The organism is Mycolicibacterium grossiae (genome assembly GCF_008329645.1).
GTDB lineage: Bacteria > Actinomycetota > Actinomycetes > Mycobacteriales > Mycobacteriaceae > Mycobacterium > Mycobacterium grossiae.
The window spans coordinates 4,235,268-4,256,961 of the sequence record NZ_CP043474.1 but is presented as its reverse complement, the minus strand read 5'-3'; the positions used below and the strand labels follow the sequence as shown (position 1 = coordinate 4,256,961).

Annotated in this window: 23 protein-coding genes; 11 read left to right on the top strand and 12 right to left on the bottom strand. The window is 70.8% G+C overall.

What is annotated here, in order from left to right:
- Positions 1 to 27 precede the first annotated feature (27 nt).
- Together FZ046_RS20475 and FZ046_RS20470 are read left to right on the top strand one after the other, a co-directional pair.
- Positions 28 to 945: an alpha/beta fold hydrolase gene (locus FZ046_RS20475; RefSeq protein WP_070355561.1), complete on the top strand. Its 918-nt coding sequence runs from the start codon at positions 28 to 30 to the stop codon at positions 943 to 945.
- A 3-nt stretch (positions 946 to 948) separates the two neighbouring features.
- Positions 949 to 1,299 carry a hypothetical protein gene (locus tag FZ046_RS20470; RefSeq protein WP_070355560.1) on the top strand — a complete coding sequence of 117 codons (351 nt, stop codon included), beginning with the start codon at positions 949 to 951 and terminating at the stop codon, positions 1,297 to 1,299.
- A gap of 4 nt (positions 1,300 to 1,303) precedes the next feature.
- Here FZ046_RS20470 and FZ046_RS20465 read toward each other — a convergent pair whose 3' ends face one another.
- Both FZ046_RS20465 and FZ046_RS20460 read right to left on the bottom strand, forming a co-directional pair.
- Positions 1,304 to 2,509, bottom strand: coding sequence for an alpha/beta hydrolase family protein (locus tag FZ046_RS20465; protein WP_125939827.1), 1,206 nt, complete (start codon positions 2,507 to 2,509; stop codon positions 1,304 to 1,306).
- A 44-nt stretch (positions 2,510 to 2,553) separates the two neighbouring features.
- Complete coding sequence (locus FZ046_RS20460; RefSeq protein WP_070355559.1) at positions 2,554 to 3,837, bottom strand: competence/damage-inducible protein A; 1,284 nt, start codon at positions 3,835 to 3,837, stop codon at positions 2,554 to 2,556.
- 100 nt (positions 3,838 to 3,937) lie between these two features.
- On the opposite strand from FZ046_RS20460, the gene FZ046_RS20455 reads away from it, so the two are divergent.
- Complete coding sequence (locus tag FZ046_RS20455; protein WP_070355558.1) at positions 3,938 to 4,597, top strand: DedA family protein; 660 nt, start codon at positions 3,938 to 3,940, stop codon at positions 4,595 to 4,597.
- Between the two features lie 13 nt (positions 4,598 to 4,610).
- Here FZ046_RS20455 and FZ046_RS20450 read toward each other — a convergent pair whose 3' ends face one another.
- From FZ046_RS20450 to FZ046_RS20440, 3 genes are all read right to left on the bottom strand, one after another.
- Complete coding sequence (locus FZ046_RS20450) at positions 4,611 to 4,805, bottom strand: hypothetical protein (RefSeq protein ID WP_070355557.1); 195 nt, start codon at positions 4,803 to 4,805, stop codon at positions 4,611 to 4,613.
- Between the two features lie 64 nt (positions 4,806 to 4,869).
- Positions 4,870 to 7,587, bottom strand: coding sequence for a glycoside hydrolase family 2 protein (locus tag FZ046_RS20445; protein ID WP_070355556.1), 2,718 nt, complete (start codon positions 7,585 to 7,587; stop codon positions 4,870 to 4,872).
- A gap of 188 nt (positions 7,588 to 7,775) precedes the next feature.
- Positions 7,776 to 8,519: a glucose 1-dehydrogenase gene (locus tag FZ046_RS20440; RefSeq protein ID WP_070355555.1), complete on the bottom strand. Its 744-nt coding sequence runs from the start codon at positions 8,517 to 8,519 to the stop codon at positions 7,776 to 7,778.
- 104 nt (positions 8,520 to 8,623) lie between these two features.
- Between FZ046_RS20440 and FZ046_RS20435 the strand changes: the two genes are divergently transcribed.
- Positions 8,624 to 9,706, top strand: coding sequence for an NAD(P)H-dependent amine dehydrogenase family protein (locus FZ046_RS20435; RefSeq protein WP_070355554.1), 1,083 nt, complete (start codon positions 8,624 to 8,626; stop codon positions 9,704 to 9,706).
- On the opposite strand, the gene FZ046_RS20430 is transcribed toward FZ046_RS20435, so the two are convergent.
- Complete coding sequence (locus FZ046_RS20430) at positions 9,699 to 10,139, bottom strand: ATP-binding protein (RefSeq protein WP_407664423.1); 441 nt, start codon at positions 10,137 to 10,139, stop codon at positions 9,699 to 9,701. The two genes, FZ046_RS20435 and FZ046_RS20430, sit on opposite strands and share 8 nt — an antisense overlap.
- 80 nt (positions 10,140 to 10,219) lie before the next feature.
- A complete protein-coding gene (locus FZ046_RS20425; protein WP_070355552.1) occupies positions 10,220 to 10,609 on the bottom strand; it encodes an STAS domain-containing protein in 390 nt (129 codons plus the stop codon).
- A gap of 220 nt (positions 10,610 to 10,829) precedes the next feature.
- Here FZ046_RS20425 and FZ046_RS20420 point away from each other — a divergent pair, with 220 nt between their 5' ends.
- Complete coding sequence (locus tag FZ046_RS20420; protein ID WP_070355574.1) at positions 10,830 to 11,606, top strand: HAD family hydrolase; 777 nt, start codon at positions 10,830 to 10,832, stop codon at positions 11,604 to 11,606.
- Here the strand turns inward: FZ046_RS20420 and FZ046_RS20415 are convergent.
- Both FZ046_RS20415 and FZ046_RS20410 read right to left on the bottom strand, forming a co-directional pair.
- Positions 11,536 to 11,748, bottom strand: coding sequence for a (2Fe-2S)-binding protein (locus tag FZ046_RS20415; protein ID WP_083298508.1), 213 nt, complete (start codon positions 11,746 to 11,748; stop codon positions 11,536 to 11,538). The two genes, FZ046_RS20420 and FZ046_RS20415, sit on opposite strands and share 71 nt — an antisense overlap.
- Positions 11,748 to 12,410, bottom strand: coding sequence for a fatty-acid--CoA ligase (locus FZ046_RS20410; RefSeq protein ID WP_070355551.1), 663 nt, complete (start codon positions 12,408 to 12,410; stop codon positions 11,748 to 11,750). Before FZ046_RS20410 ends, FZ046_RS20415 begins: the two co-directional genes overlap by 1 nt.
- A 188-nt stretch (positions 12,411 to 12,598) precedes the next feature.
- Between FZ046_RS20410 and FZ046_RS20405 the strand changes: the two genes are divergently transcribed.
- The 3 genes from FZ046_RS20405 (at position 12,599) to FZ046_RS20395 (ending at position 16,781) form a co-directional block, all read left to right on the top strand.
- Complete coding sequence (locus FZ046_RS20405; RefSeq protein ID WP_070355550.1) at positions 12,599 to 13,732, top strand: nitronate monooxygenase; 1,134 nt, start codon at positions 12,599 to 12,601, stop codon at positions 13,730 to 13,732.
- A gap of 122 nt (positions 13,733 to 13,854) precedes the next feature.
- A complete protein-coding gene (locus FZ046_RS20400) occupies positions 13,855 to 14,421 on the top strand; it encodes a TetR/AcrR family transcriptional regulator (RefSeq protein ID WP_070355549.1) in 567 nt (188 codons plus the stop codon).
- Positions 14,422 to 14,516: 95 nt separating this feature from the next.
- Positions 14,517 to 16,781 (top strand): molybdopterin-dependent oxidoreductase, encoded by a 2,265-nt coding sequence (locus FZ046_RS20395; protein ID WP_070355573.1) that lies wholly within the window; start codon positions 14,517 to 14,519, stop codon positions 16,779 to 16,781.
- Here FZ046_RS20395 and FZ046_RS20390 read toward each other — a convergent pair.
- A complete protein-coding gene (locus tag FZ046_RS20390; protein WP_149484304.1) occupies positions 16,721 to 17,320 on the bottom strand; it encodes a hypothetical protein in 600 nt (199 codons plus the stop codon). The two genes, FZ046_RS20395 and FZ046_RS20390, sit on opposite strands and share 61 nt — an antisense overlap.
- 249 nt (positions 17,321 to 17,569) lie before the next feature.
- Here FZ046_RS20390 and FZ046_RS20385 point away from each other — a divergent pair, with 249 nt between their 5' ends.
- The 3 genes from FZ046_RS20385 (at position 17,570) to FZ046_RS20375 (ending at position 20,310) form a co-directional block, all read left to right on the top strand.
- Positions 17,570 to 18,823 (top strand): cytochrome P450, encoded by a 1,254-nt coding sequence (locus tag FZ046_RS20385; protein WP_070356407.1) that lies wholly within the window; start codon positions 17,570 to 17,572, stop codon positions 18,821 to 18,823.
- Between the two features lie 90 nt (positions 18,824 to 18,913).
- Complete coding sequence (locus FZ046_RS20380) at positions 18,914 to 19,636, top strand: FadR/GntR family transcriptional regulator (protein WP_070356408.1); 723 nt, start codon at positions 18,914 to 18,916, stop codon at positions 19,634 to 19,636.
- Positions 19,633 to 20,310, top strand: a complete 678-nt coding sequence (locus tag FZ046_RS20375; RefSeq protein ID WP_070356409.1) for a sterol desaturase family protein — start codon at positions 19,633 to 19,635, stop codon at positions 20,308 to 20,310. Before FZ046_RS20380 ends, FZ046_RS20375 begins: the two co-directional genes overlap by 4 nt.
- Here FZ046_RS20375 and FZ046_RS20370 read toward each other — a convergent pair.
- Positions 20,294 to 21,055 (bottom strand): L,D-transpeptidase, encoded by a 762-nt coding sequence (locus FZ046_RS20370; protein WP_070356410.1) that lies wholly within the window; start codon positions 21,053 to 21,055, stop codon positions 20,294 to 20,296. The two genes, FZ046_RS20375 and FZ046_RS20370, sit on opposite strands and share 17 nt — an antisense overlap.
- 45 nt (positions 21,056 to 21,100) lie before the next feature.
- A complete protein-coding gene (locus FZ046_RS20365) occupies positions 21,101 to 21,691 on the bottom strand; it encodes a Pr6Pr family membrane protein (protein ID WP_070356411.1) in 591 nt (196 codons plus the stop codon).
- Between the last annotated feature and the right edge of the window lie 3 nt (positions 21,692 to 21,694).

Genomic DNA, 21,694 nt, shown 5'->3' with positions numbered 1-21,694 from the left:
CGCACCGCACATGCGAGACTGCTGCGCATGGTCATGTCAATCGAGCGTCCCAAGCTGGAAGGCAACGTCGCCGTCGGGGACGATCGTCAGATCGGCTTCGCCGAGTTCGGCGACCCGCAGGGGCGCGCAATCTTCTGGCTGCACGGCACCCCCGGGGCGCGCCGGCAGATCCCCGTGGAGGCGCGCGCGTACGCCGAGCGCGAGCACATCCGGCTGATCGGCGTCGACCGCCCGGGCATCGGATCGTCGACGCCGCACCAGTACCGCAACGTGGCGGCCTTCGCCGACGACCTGCGCACCATCGCCGACGTGCTGGGCATCGACCAGATGGCGGTCATCGGGCTGTCCGGTGGCGGCCCGTACACGCTGGGCTGCGCCGCGGCGATGCCGGACCGCATCGTCGTCGTGGGCGTCCTCGGCGGCGTCGCGCCGACCGTGGGTACCGAAGGCATCGGCGGCGGTCTCATGGGCTTCGGGTCTCGGGTCGCGCCGGCGCTGCCCTACGTCGGGCTCCCGCTGCGGTGGGCGGCCGTCGGCCTGGTGCACGCCATCCGGCCGATCGCGCCGGTCGCGCTGTACGCCTATGCCGCGGTGTCCCCCGAGGCCGACCGGCGGCTGCTCACCCGGCCGGAGTTCGGCGCGATGTTCCTCGACGACCTGCTCAACGGCAGCCGCAAGCAGCTGTCCGCACCGTTCGCCGACGTCGCGGTGTTCGCGAAGGACTGGGGTTTCCGCCTCGACGAGGTCAAGGTGCCGGTGCACTGGTGGCACGGCGACGCCGACCACATCGTGCCGTTCGCCCACGGTGAGCACGTCGTCGCGCGGCTCCCCGACGCCCGGCTGTACGCGCTGCCGGGCGAGAGCCATCTCGGCGGGCTGGGCGTCGCCGAGGAGATCCTCGGCACGATCATCGGCGCCTGGGACGACATCGACGGCAAGCGCTGACCCGTGGTCGTGCCGCAGGCACCGCGGCAGCGCTCGGTGGCCGACCTGGTGATCTCGATCGCCACGCTGGTGCTGACGGCGCTGTGCGGGGTGGCGGCCGGCCTGATGGGCTTCTTCCTGCTGGCCTTCCTGGACCACTGCCCGCCGCCGACGTGCAGTGTCGACGGGGCGGTCACCGCGGTCGGCGTCGCCCTACTGGCCGCCGTCGCGATGGGCGTCACCGGCGTGGTCGTCACCGTGGTGCAGCTCGTCCGCAAGGCGCCGGCCTGGCCGTTCGCGGTGGGCACGTTCGTGCTGTGCGGCCTGGCGTGCGTGCTCGGCGGTGTCGGCTACACCGCCGCGACGGGTGGCTGACCGGTCAGCCGGAACGGCCCATGACGCCGTCGAGCCAGTCGAAGACGTAGCTCTCGAACACCGTCGACCCCAGCCCCTCGCAATGCCCCCCGGCGCCCTCGGCGGCGGTGAACCGCTTGAGCCGCTTCGGGCAGGTGAGGCGGTCGTGGAAGAGCGCGCTCTGCGAGGTGGCGTCGCCCTCGCCGTCGGTGACCAGCGTCGGACACTGGATGTCGGCGACGACGTGCTCGAGGGTGAACTCGAGCTGCTTGCGCACGAAGTCACCCACCGACCGCGTGCCCATCGCGGCCATTCGCGAGCCGAACCACTCCCGTCCGCGGGCGTCCGCCTGCAGCGCCTCGAGTTCGGCGTCGAGTTCGGGGTCGGCGGCACGCACCCGCTCCACGAACCGGTCCGGCTCACGGGTCAGACCACCCAATGAGCCGAGCCGCGAAGCGAATTCGTACTGACCGGGGTCCGCGATCAGGGCCGCGACCCGTGGCTCGCACGCGGCCGCACGGGGGCCGAGGTAGCCCGCGAACGACCGGCCCAGCACGGCAACGGCTCCGGAGTGCACACCGGTCTGTCCGAGCAGCCAGTCGAATGCCGCCCCGAAGGGCACCTCGAAGTCGGGACGGAACGGCACGCCGTGTTCGAACAGCATGCCGCCCTGCCCGGGCCCCTCGAAGACGAAGAAGTTGTAGCCGCGCGGCAGGGCCATGTGGCCGGTGGCGACGTAGCCCGCCTCGGCGGTCGAGTCGAAACCGCACGGCGCCAGCACCGTCGGGCGCGGCATGCCGTCATCGCTCGGCCGGAACAGATAGCCCGTCATCGTGGCGTCCTCGAACGGGATCTCGACGGTGACCACGTTCCAGCCGAGCAGCGGCAGCGCCGCCCGGAACGACTCCCGGTGCGCCCGCCAGGCCCGCAGCAGCCGCTCGTCGGTCACGTCGTGCCGCAGGAAGAAGAACGACTGCCGCCAGTACTCCGACGCGCGCAGGAAGGCCTTGCGCGCCGTCACCAGACGTCCCTTGCCGAGCGCCTCGTCACCGAGTTCCTGGGCGGCCGTGGCGGTCGCCGACCACTCGTCGAACCAGGAGTCGTAGTCGCCGGGGCGGGCGCGCGACGCCGTCGCCAGCGCCTCCCCCAGGTCGGCCGCGTCGGCGGCCACGGCGATCAGGGTGCGACCCAGTTGGGCGTCCATGTCGGCGTCATCCAGCAGCTTCGTCACTCCTCGGTCGATCCTCTCGTCGTCGACGGTATTGCCGTGCAAGGTCATTCGGGGCGCAGCGCGCCGCGCAGCAGGTGCATGGCGACGGTCGTCGAACGCTCCCGGACGTCCGACCGGTCCCCCGGCAACAGCAGCGTGCGGGTCACCGAGGTGCCGTCGGCCAGTCGCACGCTGAAGCACACGGTGCCCACCGGCTTCTCGGGGCTGCCGCCGCCGGGTCCGGCGATGCCGGTCGTGGCGACGGCGGTGTCGGCGCCGAAACGCGCGAGCGCGCCCGCCGCCATGGCCTCGGCGACCGGTTCGGAGACGGCGCCGTGCGCGTCGAGCAGTGCCGGGTCGACGCCCAGCAGATCGATCTTCGCCTGATTCGAGTAGGAGACGACGCCGCCGGCCACGTACGCCGAGGAGCCGGCCCGGTCGGTGAGCCGTGCGGCCACCATCCCGGCCGTGCATGATTCGGCGGTGGCGATGGTGCGGCCCGCCAGCAGGGCCGCGACCTGGTCGTCGACCAGGGACCCGTCGGTGGAGAACACCTCGCGCGGATGGTGGGAACGCAGCAGGTCCACCAGTTCGGCGTAGACGTCGGCGGCGTCGGGCTCGTAGCGCGTGACGATCTCGAGTTCCCCCCGCCGCAGGCAGGTCGTGATCTCGAGGCGGTCGAAGCCGTCGATGCGCAGTTCGCCCTCGCGCAACGTCTCGGCGAGGCCCGACTCGGGCAGACCGAACATCCGGACGGTCTCCTGCCGGTACCGGGTGCGCCCGGCGATGGCCTCCTGAACGGCCGCGGTCGCGACGGCGCGCGACCACATCGGCTGCAGCTCGCGGGGCGGGCCCGGCAGCACGACCACGGTCGGCGAGCCCGGCACCACGACGCCGGGGGCCGTGCCGACGGGATCGAGGATCTCGGCGCCCGCGGGGACCATCGCCTGCTTGCGGTTGGCCGCGAGGACGGCGTCGAAGTCCACGTCCTGGGAGGCAGAGGCGACGCCGCGGGCACGCATCAGCCGCCGCAGGATGTCGGCGATGCGCTCCTCGAGTGCGGTGTCGAGGATGAGATCTCGACCGCAGAACTCGGCCACCGTCGCGACCGTCATGTCGTCGGCGGTGGGCCCGAGCCCGCCGCTGGTGACGATCAGGTTGACGCCCTCGCCGGCAAGGAAGCGCAGCTGCGCCGCGATGTCGGCCGGCCGGTCACCGCAGATGGTGACGTGAGCGAGCTCCACCCCGAGGTCGAGCAGCTGATCGGCGAGGAAGGGGCCGTTGCGGTCCTGGACCCGGCCGGTCAGGACCTCGGTGCCGGTGACGACGATGCCCGCGCGTGCGCTCACTCGCCCAACCCTACGACGACCGCGCACGCCACGCGGGACCCCCGTCGTCGACGCATTCCGTTCAGTGTTTCGCAACGTCGCCCGGTTAGGTTCGGCGTCCGTGACGAGCGCCGTGCTGGCCATGCCCGAGGTGCTCGACCCGATGTACTGGCTCGGCGAGGGCGGCATGTTCGCCTCGGCACTGCTGCCCGGCGTCATCCTCATCGTGTTCGTCGAGACCGGCCTGTTCTTCCCGTTCCTGCCCGGCGACACGCTGCTGTTCACCGCCGGCCTGCTCGCCGCGCAGCCGGGCGCACCGGCGAGCGTGTGGACCCTCGGCGGGTGCGCCGCCGCGTCGGCCATCGCCGGCGGCCAGCTCGGCTACCTCATCGGGCGGCGTGCCGGGCCGGCGCTGTTCCGGCGGGACGACGCACGGTTCCTCAAGAAGCGGTACCTGGCGTCGTCGCACGGATTCTTCGAGCGGCACGGCCGCAAGACGATCGTCATCGGCCACTTCGTCGGCGTCGTGCGCACGTTCACACCGGTGATCGCCGGCGCCTCCGGCATGCGCTACCCGGTGTTCCTCGCCTTCGACGTCATCGGTGCGCTGGGTTGGGGCGTGGGCCTCACCCTCGTCGGCTACCACCTCGGCACCGTGCCGCTGGTGCACGCGCACCTCGAGCTGATCGTGCTCGTGATCGCCGTGCTCTCCGCGTTGCCGGTGCTGCTGTCGGTGACCCGCGCGGTGCTGCTGCGCCGCCGGCCGGTGACCGTCGACTGAGGGTCCGCCGGACTCAGTCGCGGTATTCGTCCACGCCGTCGTCGACGATCGACTGCAGCTGCTCCTGGTAGTCCGCGGGGTCGGTCTCCAGCGCGATGCCGTCGGCGCCCGGGGTCACCGCGTCGTCGTGATCCGCGGTGTCGCGGGCCTGCTCGGCCACGTCCGCCGCGTTCGCCTCGATCAGTGGATCGTCCTCGCGTGGTGCCATGCGGTCAGGCTACCCACGCCCGCGGTACCGACACCCGGCCCAGGCGAGTGTGATGGCGTCGTGCTCACCGGGCGTCGACGGGGACCTCGACGGGCGACCCGTTGTAGGGCGTGACGCGTACCCAGTCGCCGGACGCGGTGGGCGGGACGACGGCGCGCAGTTCCACGGACTCGCCGCCGAACACCGTCACGTAGTTGTCGTCGTAGGTGATGGGCAGGATCTCGTCGCCGTCGCGCGTCGCGGTGACCTCGGCGCGGGCGAAGAACGCCACCCGCGGCGTCGGGTTGGTCAGCCGGATGGCGACCTCCTGCTGACCGGCCCCGTTCGTCGTGCGGCGGGCGGTCACCTCGAGCGGCACCCGGGTCATCGTGTTGAGCGCCGTCATGTCGGCGAAGCTCGCCTGGCTGAGCACGAACGCGGTGTCCCGGTTGGGATCGCCGACGTCGTCGTTCTGCTGCGACTGCCAGTACACGTTCTCGTCGAGCGGCGTGCCGGTGGCGTCGAGCAGCTCGCACCGGACGAAGAACACCCGCGAGTCGCGCGCCACCCGCGGCAGCGTCAGTGCCGGGACGGCTCCGCCGGACGGCACCGTCAGCGGGGCGCTGGTGCGGTCCTCGCGCACCCGGCCCTGCAGGTCGTAGACCCGCACCCGGACGCGGACGTCGCGCACCTCGGCCGGGCTCTGGTTGACCGCGGTGACGTTGGCGCGGTCGTGTGTGCCCGTGGCGTAGGAGTCGAACACCGCCGACAGCGGCCGCAGCCCCTTCTTGGCGCCGAAGTACGCGCCGCCCGGCCGCAGGTAGTAGTCGAAGAGGTTGCCGAAGAACGACGGCCAGTGGTTGTTCAGCATCCAGTAGATCGTCATCTTGTGTCCGGCCCAGCCCAGCGCCGCGAACGACTCGAACTGTGCGCGCGTCGACTCGTAGTGCGCCAGTTGCGCCTTGCGGGTGAACTCCTCGGCGCCCGACGACGTGCCGTACCGGCGGTTGACGGCACGCTGAATGCTGCGCAGGTCGGCGTTGTCCGGGTTGGAGCCGGCGTGGAACGACCAGTCGTCGTTGATGGGCCACAGCCGGTCCGGCGGGATGAACCGGCGCAGGCTCGCGAACGGCGGAATGTGTTCGTTGTCTCCCTGTTCGGCCGACGCGCCGCGCGCCGCACGGTACTCGCCGCTGAACCAGTACGTCGGCGGCCGCCAGGAGTAGGGACCGGCCATCTGGATGCCGTCCCAGAGCCGCTCGCCGTCGGCCCCGACGGTGTAGGAGGACACGCTGTCGACGGTGGCGTTCTGCCAATGCAATTCGCGCAGGATGCCGTGGTAGGCGTCGGCCACGTCCGGCGGCGGTCGGCCGTCGCTCGCGTTGGCCCACACGAAGGCCGACGCGTGCGAGCGCAGCATGGTGATCTGCGATCTCAGGCTGGCCTTCGCGACGCCGAAGTCCTCGGGGTCCCACTGCGGCCAGCGCTCCCACTGGTTGCAACACATCCACCCGACCATCAGCGGAATGCCGAGTTCGTCGGCCTGCTCCACGAAGCGCTCGGTGGGGATCTTGGACTCCAGCCGCAGCATGTTCAGCCCGAGGTCGCGGGTGTAGGCGAGGATGGCGTCCTCGCGGTCGGGATCGTTGCGGTACAACAGGTCCGGGGTGTAGGTGGCGCCCCGCACCAGGAAGTCGCGGCCGTTGACCGTCAGGTAGAAGCTGCCGCCGCGACCCAGCTCGGGGAACCGCTCGTCGTCGTCGCGGAACTGCGACACCTCGCGGATGCCGAACCGCTGCGACCGGCTGTCGACCGCCGCGCCGTATCGGACGAACTCCAGGCGCAGGTCGTACAGGCTGGGGGCGCCCATCGTGTACGGCCACCACAGATCGGGGTGCGCGACGCGCAGCGCGTCGAACGCGTCGGGATCGAAGCGGACCTCACGGGTCTCGCCCGGACCGAGGGACACGTCCTGCTCGACGGTGACGTCGGGCCGGCCCGGCCGCGTGATGGTGGCGCGCAGGACGCCGCGGGTGCGCTGCGGCGCCGCGTTGCGGACCGTCGAGTAGATGGTGAGCCGCGCACTGTCGGTCGCGGGTAGCGGCAGATCGGTGTCCACGGTCGCGGGGCCGAGCGACACCGGCCCGGAGGCCTCCAGGTAGACCGGCTTCCAGATGCCGGCGTTGCGGTCGGCGACGAACGAGTTGCCGTTGGCGGGATTCTTGTTCGGTCCTTGATAGCCGAGGTAGTTCCAGTTGATCCAGTCGAACCAGCTGTCGGCCAGTTCGACGCCGTCCTCGTCCTGCAGCGCCCGCTCCGGCGTCACGCGAACCGCCAGCGTGTTCGGTCGTCCGGGTCGGATCCACGGCGAGACGTCGACGACGTGGTCGACGTACATGCCGACGATCTCGCGGTCACCGGCGACGAGATGGCCGTTGAGCCAGATCTGCGCGCGGTAGTTGATCCCCGGAAAGCGCAGCCGCTGGCTGCCGTACCCGGTGGGGGCGGTGAACGTGGTGCGGTACCACCAGTCCTGACGCCACAGGTCCTGCGGCACCGTCTCCAGCAGATTGCGGCCGTAGTAGAGGTTCGGGTGGGTGCCGTCGTCGGACAGCGCCTGCAGGACCGTCGCCGGCATGTTCCGCACGTCGTGCCAGCCCGCCGTCGGGCGGTCGTCGCGCGAGAGGGCCGCGCCGTCGTCACCGACCTGCCGCGCCGAGGCGAGCGTCCACCCGTCGGCGAGTTCGACGCTGACGGCAGGCGGTTCCGGGCCGGCGAAACGCGGGACGTCGCCGGCACACACGACGAACAGCAGCAGGGCGAAGACGGTGCCAAGGACGGCCGCGCGACGCAGGTCCGTGGCGATGACGCGCTCCCTCGAGTTCGGGTCGCGCGTGCGGCGACGGTGGGGCCACCATCATGCCCGTGCCCGCCGCGTACCGCTCACCCCGGTCGGCCGCGAGGTCCCCGAGAGCGGCGAGAACGGGTCGGCTAGAACAGATCCTTGTGCGGCACGTCGGTGACCAGCCCGCCGTCCATGACGAACTCGGCGCCGGTCGAGAACGAGGATTCGTCGCTCACCAGGAACACCACGAAGCTCGCCACCTCCTCCGAGGTTCCGGGCCGGCGCAGTGGTGCGGTCACCATGTCGTCGGGGAAGTGCTTGGTCATCGGCGTGCGGATGAAGCCGGGATGGATGGAGTTGACGCGGATGTTCTTCGGGCCCAGTTCGATGGCCGCCGACTTGGCCAGACCGCGGACGGCCCACTTCGACGCCACGTACGGGTGCACCATGGGGGCGCCGCGCAGGCCCTCGATCGACGAGACGTTGATGATCGATCCCTCGCCGGCGGCCTTCATCTGCTCCACGACCGCCTGCATGCCGAGGAAGGTGCCGGTCAGGTTGACGTCGATGACCTTCTGCCACTTGACCATGTCGAACTTGCCGATCTGACCGAGCGCCACGATGCCCGCGTTGTTGACCAGCGCGGTGAGCCGACCGAAGGCATCGACGGCCACGGCCACGGCGGCGTCCCACTGCTCGGCCTCGGTGACGTCTAGGTGCACGTAGCGGGCGGACTCGCCGAGTTCGTCGGCCAGCGCCTTGCCCTCGTCGTCGAGGATGTCCCCGATGACCACCGAGGCGCCCTCGGCGACCAGCGCCCTTGCGTGTGCGGCGCCCATCCCCCGAGCTCCACCGCTGATCAGTACGACTTTTCCGTCCACGCGTCCCATGACGGGACAGGCTACCGCACCGCCGTTTTCGACTAGAACCTGTTCCAATTCCGGGCCGACCGCCGCATACTGCGTGGGCATCCGACCCACAGGAGGACCACGCCATGGCGATTCGCGTCGCACTCGTCGGCACCGGCAACTGCGGCAGCCTCGCGCTCCGTCAGCTCGTCGGCGATCCGCGCTTCGAGCTGACCGATGTCTGGGTGTCCACACCGGCCAAGGTCGGCCGGGATGCCGGCGACCTCGCGGGACTCGACGTCGTGACGGGCGTTGCCGCGACCGACGACCTCGACGCCGTGATCGCCTCGACCCCGGACTGCATCGTGTACTGCGCGATGGGCGACACCCGGCTGCCGGAGGCGATGGCCGACGTCCGGCGCATCCTCGCCGCCGGAATCGACGTGGTGGGCTCGGCACCGGGCGTGCTGCAGTACCCGTGGCAGGTGGTGCCGGACAAGTACATCGAGCGTGTCGAGGACGCCGCGCGGCAGGGCGATTCGACGGTGTTCATCACGGGCGTCGACCCGGGTTTCGCCACCGACCTGCTGCCGTTCGCGCTCGCCGGGACCTGCCGGAGCATCCAACGAATCCGCACGATGGAGATCGCGGACTACGCGACCTATGACGGCGCGACCGTGATGTTCGACGTCATGGGCTTCGGCAACCAGATGGGCGACCTGCCGATCCTGTTCCAGCCGGGGGTGTTGAGCATCGCCTGGGGCACCGCCATCCGCCAGCTGGCCGCGGGACTGGGCATCGAGGTGGACGAGATCCGCGACTCCGTCGAGCAGGAACCGGCGCCCGAGGACTTCGACGTCGCCGTGGGGACCATCGCCAAGGGCACGGTGGCGGCGCTGCGCTTCCAGATCGAGGGCCTGGTGAACGGCGAGCCGGTGATCGTGGTCGAGCACGTCACCCGGCTGCGCGCCGACCTGCGCCCGGACTGGGCGCAACCGGCGCAGGAGGGCGGCTCCTACCGGGTGGAGATCGTCGGCGAGCCGTCCTACGTCATGGACGTCTGCCCTACCAGCCGGCACGGCGACCACAACTACGCGGCGATCCTCGCGGCCGCCGGACGCATCGTCAACGCGATCCCGCACGTGCTCGCCGCACCGCCGGGAATCCGGACGACGCTCGATCTACCGCTCGTCACGGGGACGGGCCTGGTCCGACCGGCGGTCAGCTGACCTGCGCTGCGGCGACGTTCGACCACTCCATCCGGACGCGCGTCCCGGACTCCGAGGTGTCGATGTCGGCATGGTCGGACAGCGCCTCCATGAGCGGGATGCCGCGACCGCGGCTCAGCGCGCGGGGCGACTCCGGGTTGCGCCACGTGCCCTCGTCGGCGACGACCACGACGATCGTCTGCCGGGCGGTGTCGTGCCACGCCTGGAGATCCATGGTGCCGACCTCGGGGGCACCGACGTAGGCGAACTCCGCGCAGTTGGCGAGCGCCTCGTTCACGGCCAGGACGAGGTCGCTGGTCCGGACGGGATCGATGTCGAAGGACTGGCGCAGCCACTGCGCGAACTCGTCGCGGATCTGCGCGGCGGTCAGTGCGTCCGCGGGGACGCCGACGCGTGCGAATCGCTGGGCGTCGTCGACGTCCGCGGTGGGCATGGAATCGATCATGGCAGCCGGTGCTTACCCCGTCGATCCCCTCGATAAGCGTGTCCCGACACCGCTACCGCCGTTGCTGGTCAGGACTCGAGAGCGCCGAGCGCTTCGTCGAGCGTGGCGTACAGCGGAACGATGTCGGCGATGCCGACGAGCTTGAGCGGGCGACTGGTGGCCGGCCCCTCCGCCACGATGCTGAACGTGGTGGCGTCGTCCTTCTCCTCGTGCGCGGCGACGATCACGCCCATGCCCGCGGAGGCGAGGAAGTCGACGGCGGTCAGGTCGACCACCAGGGCGTTCGGCTTCTTGCCCAGAGCGGAGCGGATCGCCTCTTCGAGCTGCGGCGCGGTCAGCATGTCGACGACCCCGGTGGGTGCGACGACCGCGACGTCGCCGATCTGCCGTTCACTCACCTCGCACGTCGATCCCGACGAGGCCGCGCCGGTAGCTGGTGCTTCGCGTTGTTCGTCCAAGGCCCATCTTCCCTCTTTGGCCGGCTCGCTGGGTTGCGACACGGCTCGACTCTCATTGCTCGTCGAGGCTGCGGACTGAACCCGTCGAGAACGAAACTGCTGTGCACGAACCTAGCCGATGATCGTGACGACATGCCCATCGACTGCCGTCTGTTGGCGCGCATGTCGGCCGTTGGTGCTGAAATGGTGGCGTGGTGATCCCATCGGCGTGGCGTCGCCCGTGACCACGACCACGCCCGAGGAGCAGCTGTCGGCCATCGCCGCGAGTCCCGCGGACCCCTCGATCGGCGCGTTCTTCGACCTCGACGGCACGCTGGTGTCGGGGTTCACCGCCACCGTGCACGCCGGCCACCGCATCCGTCAGCGGCAGGCCAACGTCGGCGAGGTGCTGGGAGTGATCGAGGCGTCGCTGCGCTACCGGCTGGGCCGGATGGAGTTCGAGCCGCTGGTGGTCCGTGCCGCCGGCTATCTGCGCGGCGAGTCGCTCGCCGACCTCGACGACCTCGGGGAGTACCTGTTCCGCCGGCACATCGAGACCCGGGTGTTCGCCACGATGCGCGCCGTGGTCGCGGCCCACCAGGAGCGCGGGCACACCGTGGCGATGAGTTCGTCGGCGCTGACGATCCACGCCGAACCGGTGGCCCGCTACCTCGGCATCGACCACGTGATCTGCAACCACTTCGAGGTCGACGCCGCCGGGGCGCTCACCGGGGAGATCGTCCGGCCGATCGTGTGGGGTGCGGGCAAGGCCGCCGCGGCGCGCCGGTTCAGCGCCGGCGCGGGCGTGTCGCTGGACCGCAGTTACTTCTACGCCGACGGGGACGAGGACGTGCACCTGATGCGCGACGTCGGCATGCCGCGACCGGTGAACCCACGCTCGGGCCTGGCCGCCGAGGCGGCCCGCCAGGGGTGGCCGGTGCTGCGCCTCACCGCGGGCGCTCCCTCGGTGCCCGCGCGCCTGCTCCGCCAGGTCTCGGCGTGGCGGCAGCGTCGATGAGGGCCCGCACCGTGCGGCGGCAGCGACCGCACTCCGCTCCGGCGCCGCACGCCGCGGCCACCTGAGCCGACGTGCGCGCTCCCGCGGCCACCGCCTCGGCGACGGCACGGTTGGTGACGCCCGCGCACAGGCAGACGTACATCAGGGACGGCCCGTGGGACCCGGCTGGTCGACGGCGTCGGCCTCGTCGATGCGCAGCAGGCTGCGCAACCGGCCGATGAAGACCGGCGGGTAGGCGCCGATCCCGGCGCGGCCCAACCACTCGGAGGACAGGTCGGAATCGCGCAGCCAGTGCCGGGCGTGCCGTTCGTCGTCGATCTGGAAGAGCATCATCACCTCGCGCTCGTCGTCGAAGGCGTTGAAGATCGACAGTCTGCGCACGCCGGCACCCCGCAGTTCCGGCGCGGTGGCGCGGACGTGGGTGAGCAGAGCGGTGAGGTCCTCGACGGGCGTCACCACCGAGACCAGCACCTCGGGTGCGCGGGGACCGGCCTCGCCGGCGAAGTCGAGGCGGTCGACGAGTTCCCCGGCGAACACCGCCGGGATGTCCCGGACGCCGACGGCGTCGAACCAGTCGAAGATCATCCGCGAGCGCAGCAGGTCGAGGATGGGCTCGCGGGCATGGATGGCGATCAGCACCAGCACGCGACCCGGGTCGCTGGTCGAGGTGTACACCAGCACGTGGTGCGCGCCCATCTGGGCGAGGCCCCGCTGCCGCCGTTCCAACAGCGGCCACACCTTCTCCGGCCTCGGGATGCGGTAGTCCGAGGCGAGGACGAGCGAGTGGTGGAGCCAGTGCGTCACGGTCGTCGGTCCTTCGGCAGCCCGATCACGTGTGCCAACGCGATTCGCGAACGACGCTAAGCGGATTCCCCGGCGGTGTCGAGGTCGGCGCGCGGGCCGGGGCGCGGGACGTTGACCGACACGGGGGCCAACGGGTAAAAAACTAGAACACGTTCCAATTCTTTTCCGCGGCGCACCTAGGAGCCGGTATGCACACCCCACTCTGCGATCAACTCGGCATCGAGTTCCCGATCTTCGCCTTCACCCACTGTCGCGACGTCGTGGTCGCCGTCAGCAAGGCCGGCGGTTTCGGCGTGCTGGGCGCCGTCGGCTTCACCCCCGAGCAGCTCGAGATCGAACTGAACTGGATCGACGAGCACATCGGCGATCACACCTACGGCGTCGACATCGTCATCCCGAACAAGTACGAGGGCATGGACTCCAACCTGTCCGCCGACGAGCTGGCGAAGATGCTGCAGGACATGGTGCCCCAGGAACACCTCGACTTCGCCCGCAAGGTGCTGGTCGACCATGGCGTGCCGTTGACCGCGGAGGACAACGAGAACACCCTGCGGCTGCTGGGCTGGACCGAGGCGACCGCCACCCCGCAGGTCGAGATCGCGCTGCGGCACCCGAAGATGACGCTGATCGCCAACGCGCTCGGCACGCCGCCCGCGGACATGATCGAACACATCCACGCCGAGGGCCGCAGGGTCGCCGCGCTGTGCGGCTCGCCGAGCCAGGCGCGCAAGCACGCCGACGCCGGCGTCGACATCATCATCGCCCAGGGTGGCGAGGCCGGCGGGCACAGCGGTGAGGTGGGGTCGATCGTGCTGTGGCCACAGGTGGTCAAGGAGGTGGCGCCGGTGCCGGTGCTCGCCGCGGGCGGCATCGGCAGCGGTCAGCAGATCGCCGCGGCGCTGGCGCTCGGTGCGCAGGGCGCCTGGACGGGGTCGCAGTGGCTCATGGTCGAGGAGGCCGAGAACACGCCGGTGCAGCAGGCGGCCTACATCAAGGCCGGCAGCCGCGACACCGTGCGCAGCCGGTCCTTCACCGGCAAGCCCGCGCGGATGCTGCGCAACGACTGGACCGAGGCGTGGGAGAACCCGGACAACCCCAAGCCGCTCGGCATGCCGCTGCAGTTCATGGTGTCCGGCCTCGCCGTCGCGGCGACGCACAAGTACCCGAACGAGACCGTCGACGTCGCCTTCAACCCGGTCGGCCAGGTGGTGGGTCAATTCGAGAAGGTCGAGAAGACCTCGACCGTCATCGAACGCTGGGTTCAGGAGTACCTCGAGGCCACCAACACGCTCAGCGAACTCAACGAGGCCGCCTCGGTCTGACCCGGCGCCGTCCTCGGCGAAGCCCCCTCCCGTGCCGGGAGGGGGCTTCGTCGTGAAAGGGGGCAACGCACGCGCCGCTTCTATGTATGCTGCTCTACATAATCGAGGAGTGAGGAGCCTGGGTGGCCAGTCCCCGCGACCGCATGATCGTCTCCGCCGCGCTGCTGATCCGCGAGCGCGGCGCGCATGCGACGGCCATCGCCGACGTGCTCGCCCACAGCGGGGCGCCGCGCGGCTCCGCCTATCACCACTTCCCCGGCGGGCGCACGCAACTGTTGTGCGAAGCGGTGGACTACGCCGCCGAGTTCACGGCGGGCCGCATCGCGGCCGCCCCGGACGCATTGGCGGCCATCGACGTCATCGCCGACGGCTTCACCGACGCGCTTCGGACCACCGACTTCCGCGCGGGCTGCCCCGTGGTGGCCGTGGCGGTCGAGGCCGACAACGCTCCGGTGCTCGAGCGCGCCGCCGCCGCCTTCGCGCGGTGGGTCCGGCTCATCGAGAGCAGGCTCGTCTCCGACGGCGTCGCATCCGCACGCGCCGAGGAACTCGCGATGCTGCTCCTGACGTCCGTGGAGGGCGCGCTCGTCGTCGCCCGTGCCACCCGCGACCTGACACCGCTGCATCTCGTGCACCGGCAGCTGCGAGCCCTCGTCGCCGCCGAACTCGGCGAAGGGAAGACCCCGTGACCACCACCGACGACACGACAACCGACGACACGAGCACCGACGACACGAGCACCGACGACACGAGCACCGACGACACCTGGCACCCGACCGCCTGCATCCTCTGCGAGTGCAATTGCGGCATCGTGGTCCGGACCGACGGCCGCAGGATCGCCAAGATCCGCGGGGACAAGCAGCATCCCGCGTCGCGCGGTTACACCTGCAACAAGGCGCTGCGGCTCGACCACTATCAGAACGACCGCAACCGGCTGACCAGCCCGCTGCGCCGTCGCGCCGACGGCGGTTACGAGGAGATCGACTGGGACACCGCCATCGACGAGATCGCCGCGGGTTTCGCGCGCATCCGCGACGACCACGGCGGCGACAAGGTCTTCTACTACGGCGGCGGTGGTCAGGGGAACCACCTCGGCGGCGCGTACAGCGGAGCGTTCCTGCGGGCCATCGGTTCGCGGTACCGCTCGAATGCCCTGGCCCAGGAAAAGACCGGCGAGCACTGGGTGGACCGGCAGCTCTACGGCGGACACACCCGCGGCGAGTTCGAGCACGCCGAGGTCGCCGTGTTCGTCGGCAAGAACCCGTGGATGTCGCAGAGCTTTCCGCGGGCCCGGGTGGTGCTGCAGGAGATCGCCAAGGACCCGGGCCGTTCCATGGTGGTGATCGACCCCGTGGTCACCGATACGGCGAAGCTGGCCGACTACCACCTGCGGGTGCGGCCGGGGACCGACGCCTGGTGCCTCGCGGCACTCGCGGCCGTGCTGGTCACCGAGAACCTGTGCGACGAGGCGTTCCTCGCAGCGCACGTCACCGGTGTCGAGCCCGTGCGCGCCGCACTGCGCGACGTACCGATCGCCGAGTACGCCGCCCGGTGCGGTGTCGACGAGGCGCTGCTGCGCGCCGCCGCGCGGCGCATCGGCACCGCGGCCAGCGTGTCGGTCTTCGAGGACCTCGGCGTGCAGCAGGCGCCGAACAGCACGCTGTGCAGCTACCTCGACAAGCTCCTCTGGATCCTCACCGGCAACTTCGCCAAACCTGGTGCGCAACACCTGCATTCGTCGTTCGCGCCACTGTTCGCCGCGTCCGGTGTCGGCCGGACACCGGTCACCGGCTCCCCCATCATCGCCGGCCTGGTGCCCAGCAACGTGGTGCCCCAGGAAATCCTCACCGACCATCCGGACCGGTTGCGCGGCATGATCGTCGAGAGCAGCAACCCCGCCCACTCGGTGGCGGACTCTGCGGCGGTGCGCGCGGCGTTGGAGTCACTCGAACTGCTGGTGGTCATCGACGTCGCGATGACCGAGACGGCGCGGCTCGCCCACTACGTGCTGCCTGCGGCCAGCCAGTTCGAGAAGCCCGAGGCGACGTTCTTCAATCTGGAGTTCCCGCACAACACCTTTCAGCTACGCCATCCGATCTTCGCGCCGCTTCCCGGCACGCTGCCCGAGCCGGAGATCTGGGCGCGACTGGTGCGTGCCCTGGGTGTCGTCGACGACGATGCGCTGCGGCCGCTGCGCCGTGCCGCCGAGGAGGGGCTCGACGCGTACGCCGAGGCGTTCCTCGCCGCCGTCGCGGGCGATCCCGCACTCGGCCGGGTGCTGCCCTACGTGCTCTACGAGACCCTCGGCCCCACGCTCGGCGAGGGCATGGCGGGCGCGGCGGCCCTGTGGGGCCTGGCGCAGAAGACCGCGATGGCCTACCCCGACGCGGTCCGCCGCGCGGGGCATGCCGACGGCAACGCCCTGTTCGAGGCGATCCTCGCCGGCCGCTCCGGCATCACCTTCTCCGAACATGACTACGCCGAGGACTTCGACCTCATCACGCACGACGACCGGCGGATCGCGCTCGAGATACCGGAGCTACTGACCGATCTGGCCGCGCTGCGGACCGCTCCGGTGACGCTGACCAGCGCGGAGTATCCCCTGGTGCTCTCGGCCGGCGAACGGCGCGCCTTCACGGCCAACGACATCCTGCGCGACCCGAGCTGGCGCACGCGCGACGTCGACGGGGCCTTGCGGATCAGCGCGGCGGACGCCGAACGGATCGGGCTGGTCGATGGCGGTCGGGCCCGCATCAGCACCGCGGCCGGGTCGGCCGAGGCTACCGTGGAGGTCTCCGACGCCATGCAGCCCGGACACGTGTCGCTGCCCAACGGGTACGGACTCGATCACCTCGACGCCGACGGGCGCTCGCACACCCCGGGTGTCGCCCCGAACGCGCTCACCTCGACCGACTGGCGCGATGCGTACGCGGGCACGCCGTGGCACAAGCACGTGCCGGCGCGAGTGGAGGCGGTGAGGGCGTCGGCTCAGGCGCCCGGCGCCGGCGCGGGCAGCACCGGAGCGGGGGCGGCCGGCGGCGCCGGCTGATCCCCCGGCGAGACCGGGACGTTCGGACCCGCGGCCTGCTGCGGGTAGGGCGTGTTCATGCCGCGCTGCGCGAGCCCGAGGATCAACGCCTCCTTGCCGCTGATCTCCTGGTTCTGCACCGCGTGCCACAGATCCTTGAGGTAGCTCACGTTCGGGTTCTGGTTGCCCTGCGCCGTCGGGTCCATCGTCGAGCCCGGCGGCAGCGCGTCTGGGCTCGCGAGGTGCGGCGTGCCCGCCGCGGGCGCGGCCGGTACGCCGCCGTCGGCCGGCGTGGCGACCGGGGCTGCGGGCGCCGGGCCGGGCGCGATCGAAGCAGCGACCGGGGCCGCCGGCGTCGCGGCCTGATTGACGATGGGCGCCGCGGGTGCGGCGACCGGAACGGCCTGCGCGGGGACCAGCGGGCCGGGCGCCGGCGCAGGCGCAGGCGGCGCCGGATCCACCGGGACGGCGGCAGCCGGTGCGGCGATGCACACCGCAGCGATCAGACCAGACGCACCGCCCACGGCGGCCGTCAGAAACCTACGTGCGTCGTTCTTCATCACGGGGCCTCTCGGGAACTGTTACGGCAGGGACTGATGTTATCGCCGGTTGCTACGGAGTGCTTCTCGAAACGGGCACCAATCGTTACAGGTGGGCGCCCGGCGCGCCGCGCCGACCCGTGGCGCGACCGCTTCCCGATGGCGAGAACGCGTTCCACAACGAGATTCGCCAACGTGCCCTCATCGCTCCGACCAGTGGTGTAGCAATGCCTTACGCCACTAGATCGCCTCGTGTGAGGAGCATCGTTCATGCCCGAGCCGCATCTGCCCCCCGGTTTCGACTTCACCGATCCGGACATCTACGCCGAGCGGTTGCCGGTGGAGGAACTCGCCGAGATGCGCAAGGTGGCGCCGATCTGGTGGAACGCCCAACCCGACGGTGCGGGCGGGTTCGACGACGGCGGGTTCTGGGTCGTCACCAAGCACCGCGACGTCAAGGAGGTGTCCCGGCGCAGCGACGTCTTCTCCAGCCTGGCGAAGACGGCACTTCCGCGGTACAAGGACGGCACCGTCCAGGCGCAGATCGACACCGGGAAGTTCGTGCTGCTCAACATGGACGCCCCGCATCACACACACCTGCGCAAGATCGTCTCCCGAGCGTTCACGCCGCGCGCGGTCGAGCAGTTGCGGGCCGACCTCGCCGAGCGCGCCCGTGAGATCGTCGCGGCCGCCGCGGCGTCCGGGTCCGGTGACTTCGTCGAACAGGTCTCCTGCGAACTGCCGCTTCAGGCCATCGCCGGGCTCATGGGCGTGCCGCAGGAGGACCGGATGAAGCTGTTCCACTGGTCGAACCAGATGGTCGGCGACATGGACCCCGAGTTTGCGACCAACGACGCGATCAGCGCGTCGGTCGAACTGATCACCTACGGCATGCAGATGGCCGCCGAGCGGTCGGCCACGCCGGGCGACGACCTGGTCACCAAGCTGGTGCAGGCCGACGTCGAGGGGCACAAACTCTCCGACGACGAATTCGGCTTCTTCGTGATCCTGCTGGCGGTGGCCGGCAACGAGACGACCCGCAACTCGATCACCCAGGGGATGATGGCGTTCACCGAGTTCCCCGACCAGTGGGAGCTGTTCAAGCGCGAACGTCCCGGGACCGCTGCCGACGAGATCGTCCGGTGGGCGACGCCCGTGACGTCGTTCCAGCGCACCGCGCTCGAGGACACCGAACTCGGCGGCGTACGGATCGCCAAGGGCCAGCGGGTGGTGATGTTCTACCGGTCGGCTAACTTCGACGAGGAGGTCTTCACCGACCCCTACCGTTTCGACGTCCTGCGCGACCCGAACCCGCACGTCGGCTTCGGCGGCACCGGTGCGCACTACTGCATCGGGGCCAACCTGGCCCGGATGACGATCGACCTGATGTTCAACGCGATCGCCGACGCCATGCCGGACCTGCGGTCCCTGGCTGCGCCGGAACGGTTGCGGTCGGGCTGGCTGAACGGCATCAAGCACTGGCAGGTCGACTACACCGGCCGGGCTGGCATGCCGGTGGCCTGAGTGACCCGGGGCGCGTAGATGGTCCGGTGGACGTGGGTGCACTGGTCTGACCACTTGACCTCTGGCCGTCTGCCATGCCATGGTCGTCGCATGGCGCTGCACCCCGTCCACCGCCGCTCGGTCCCCGAGGACGTCTTCGAACAGATCGTCGGTGAAGTCCTCAGCGGCGGCATGCAACCCGGTGAGCCCCTGCCGAGCGAACGCCGGCTCGCCGAGGTGCTCGGCGTCTCGCGACCCGCGATCCGCGAGGCACTCAAGCGGCTCACCGCGGCGGGCCTGGTGGACGTCCGGCAGGGCGGCGTCACCACCGTGCGCGACTTCCGTCACCACGCCGGTCTCGACCTGCTCCCCCGGCTCCTCGTCCGCGACGGCGTGATCGACACCGCCGTCGTCCGCAGCATCCTCGAGACGCGATTGCACAACGGACCCAAGGTGGCCGAACTGGCCGCGCGCCGCCGCCCGGCGGACCTGCCGGATCGTCTCGACGCCGTCGTCGCGGACCTCGCCGCGGCCGCGGACCCCGTCGCGCGGCAGCGGGTGGCACTCGCCTTCTGGGATCACGTCGTGGACGGCGCCGACTCGATCGCCTTCCGCCTCATGTTCAACACGTTGCGCGCGACCTACGAACCGGCCCTCGACGCGTTGGCGTCGATGATGGCCGACGAGGTGGGGCGTCCCGATGCCCACCGAGCCGTCGCGGAGGCCATCCGCCGCAGCGACCCCGCCGCCGCCGAACAGGCCGCGCGCGCCCTGCTCGAGCCCGCGACCGTGGCACTGCTCGGCGCGCTCACCGCCCTGGAGGAGAACCGATGACCGCCACCTCGGCCGCCGGCCGCCCGTCGCGACGCGGCTTCTCCCTCGGCGACGCCGCGCGCGAATTCCGCAGGCATCCGTCCCCGTGGATGATCGGCGGCACGCTTGTCGCGGCGCTCGCCGCGCGGATCGCCATCGGAGACTGGCAGCCGACGGACGCCCTGGTGCCGCTCGTCATGCTCGCGGTCTTCCCGTTCGTCGAGTGGACCGTGCACGTGGTGATCCTGCACTGGCGGCCGCGGCGGTTCGGACCGCTGGTGGTGGATCCCCTCCTGGCGCGCAAGCATCGCGCACACCACGTCGACCCGCGCGACGTACCGCTGATCTTCATCCCCTGGCAGGCCCTGCTGTGGATCCTGCCGGCCGCGCTCGCCGTCGCGCTGCTCGCCCCTCGCCTCGGGCTCGGGCTGACGTTCCTGGTGTGCCTGACGGCGTTCGGCCTGGCCTACGAGTGGTGTCACTACCTGATTCACAGCGACTACAAGCCGACGTCGGCCGCCTACCGCGCGGTGTGGCGCCACCACCGGCACCACCACTTCCGCAATGAGCACTTCTGGTTCACGGTGACGACCTCGGGAACGGCCGACCGCGTCCTCGGGACGGCTCCCGACCCCGACGCCGTCCCGGTGTCACCGACCGCGCGGAACCTGCACGGGGCTACGCCCGGACGATGATCGGATCGCCGACGCTGACCTGGTCGTAGTACCAGGCGGCGTTGTCGGCGCTCAGATTGATGCAGCCGTGGCTGACGTTCGAGTTGCCCTGGGATCCGGTCGACCACGGCGCGCCGTGGACGTAGACGCCGCCCCAGGTCACCCGGACCGCGTCGTACACGGTGAGCTTGTAGCCCTCGGCGTCGCTGAGCGGGATGCCGATGGTCCGGGAGTCCATGACGACGACGTTCTGCTTCTCGAGCGCGGAGAACGTGCCGATGGGCGTCGGGAACTTCGGCTTGCCCATCGATGCCGGCATCTCGCGGGCGACGACGCCGTCGATGCTGACGGTGAAGGTGTGGGCGTCGATGTCGGCCACCCCGAGCACCTCGGCACCCGTGCGGAAGTTCGTCTTCACCCCGCCGACCGACAGCGCGACCGTCGAATGCGCCGGGAAGAAGCCGTCCGGCGTCCACTGCATGACGTCGTCGGCGGGCCAGCTGAAGCGTCCCGACGGCGCGCCGCCCGAGGTGAAGCGCAGGCTGCGCTGCGCGGCCGCACGGTCGGGCACCGATCCGGCGAAGGTGACCGTCACCGGCGCGGCCACGCCGACCACGTCACCGGCTGCCGGCGAGACGGACGCCACGGCCTGCTGCCCGGTGGGCGCGGCCGCGTGGGCGCTGCCCACGCCGATCGACGCCGCCACCACGAGGGTGGCCAGGCCCGAGACCGCCAGCAGGCGTCGCATGGTGTCGAACAAGGTCATCCTCCGAAGTAGACGTCACTCACAGGGTAGATCGCCGTCCGGACGTCAGGCGTTAGCCGAACGTCCGCGCGCCAGCGCAGCCAACAGATATCCCAGGCCCAGGAAGCCGCCCAGCAGCAAGCCCATGTTCACCGCCACCGTCGGTACGCCGACGCTGGTCGGGTCGAGGAAGTAGTAGGGCGCGCGCCGCCCCGCGCCGTTGAGCACCGCGAGCGCGACGACCCCGTAGACCGCCGGATACGCCAGCCACGCCAACGGTTGCCACCAGCGGACGCCGTCGCCGCGGCCAATCGTCAGCCAGTCGACGACGGCGAGGACCGGCACGACGACGTGCAGCAGGAAGTTGGCCGGGGTGTAGCCCATGCTGCGCTCGGTCAGGAACAGGTTCCACACCAGACCGGCAACCACCACGTACAGCACGACCGCACCACGAATTCCGTTGCGCGCGTTCGCCGTCGGCGACAGCAGCGTCCACAGGTAGTACGCCGCGGCGAGGAGGTTCGCCTGATAGGTGAACGTGACCAGCCGCCAGGTGACCCCCGAGCGCGACGTCAGCTCGACGACCACCACGGCCAGCACGACGGCCAGCACGATCGCCGTGCGCAGACCGATGCGCAGCCAGCCGGGTGTCGCCAAGGC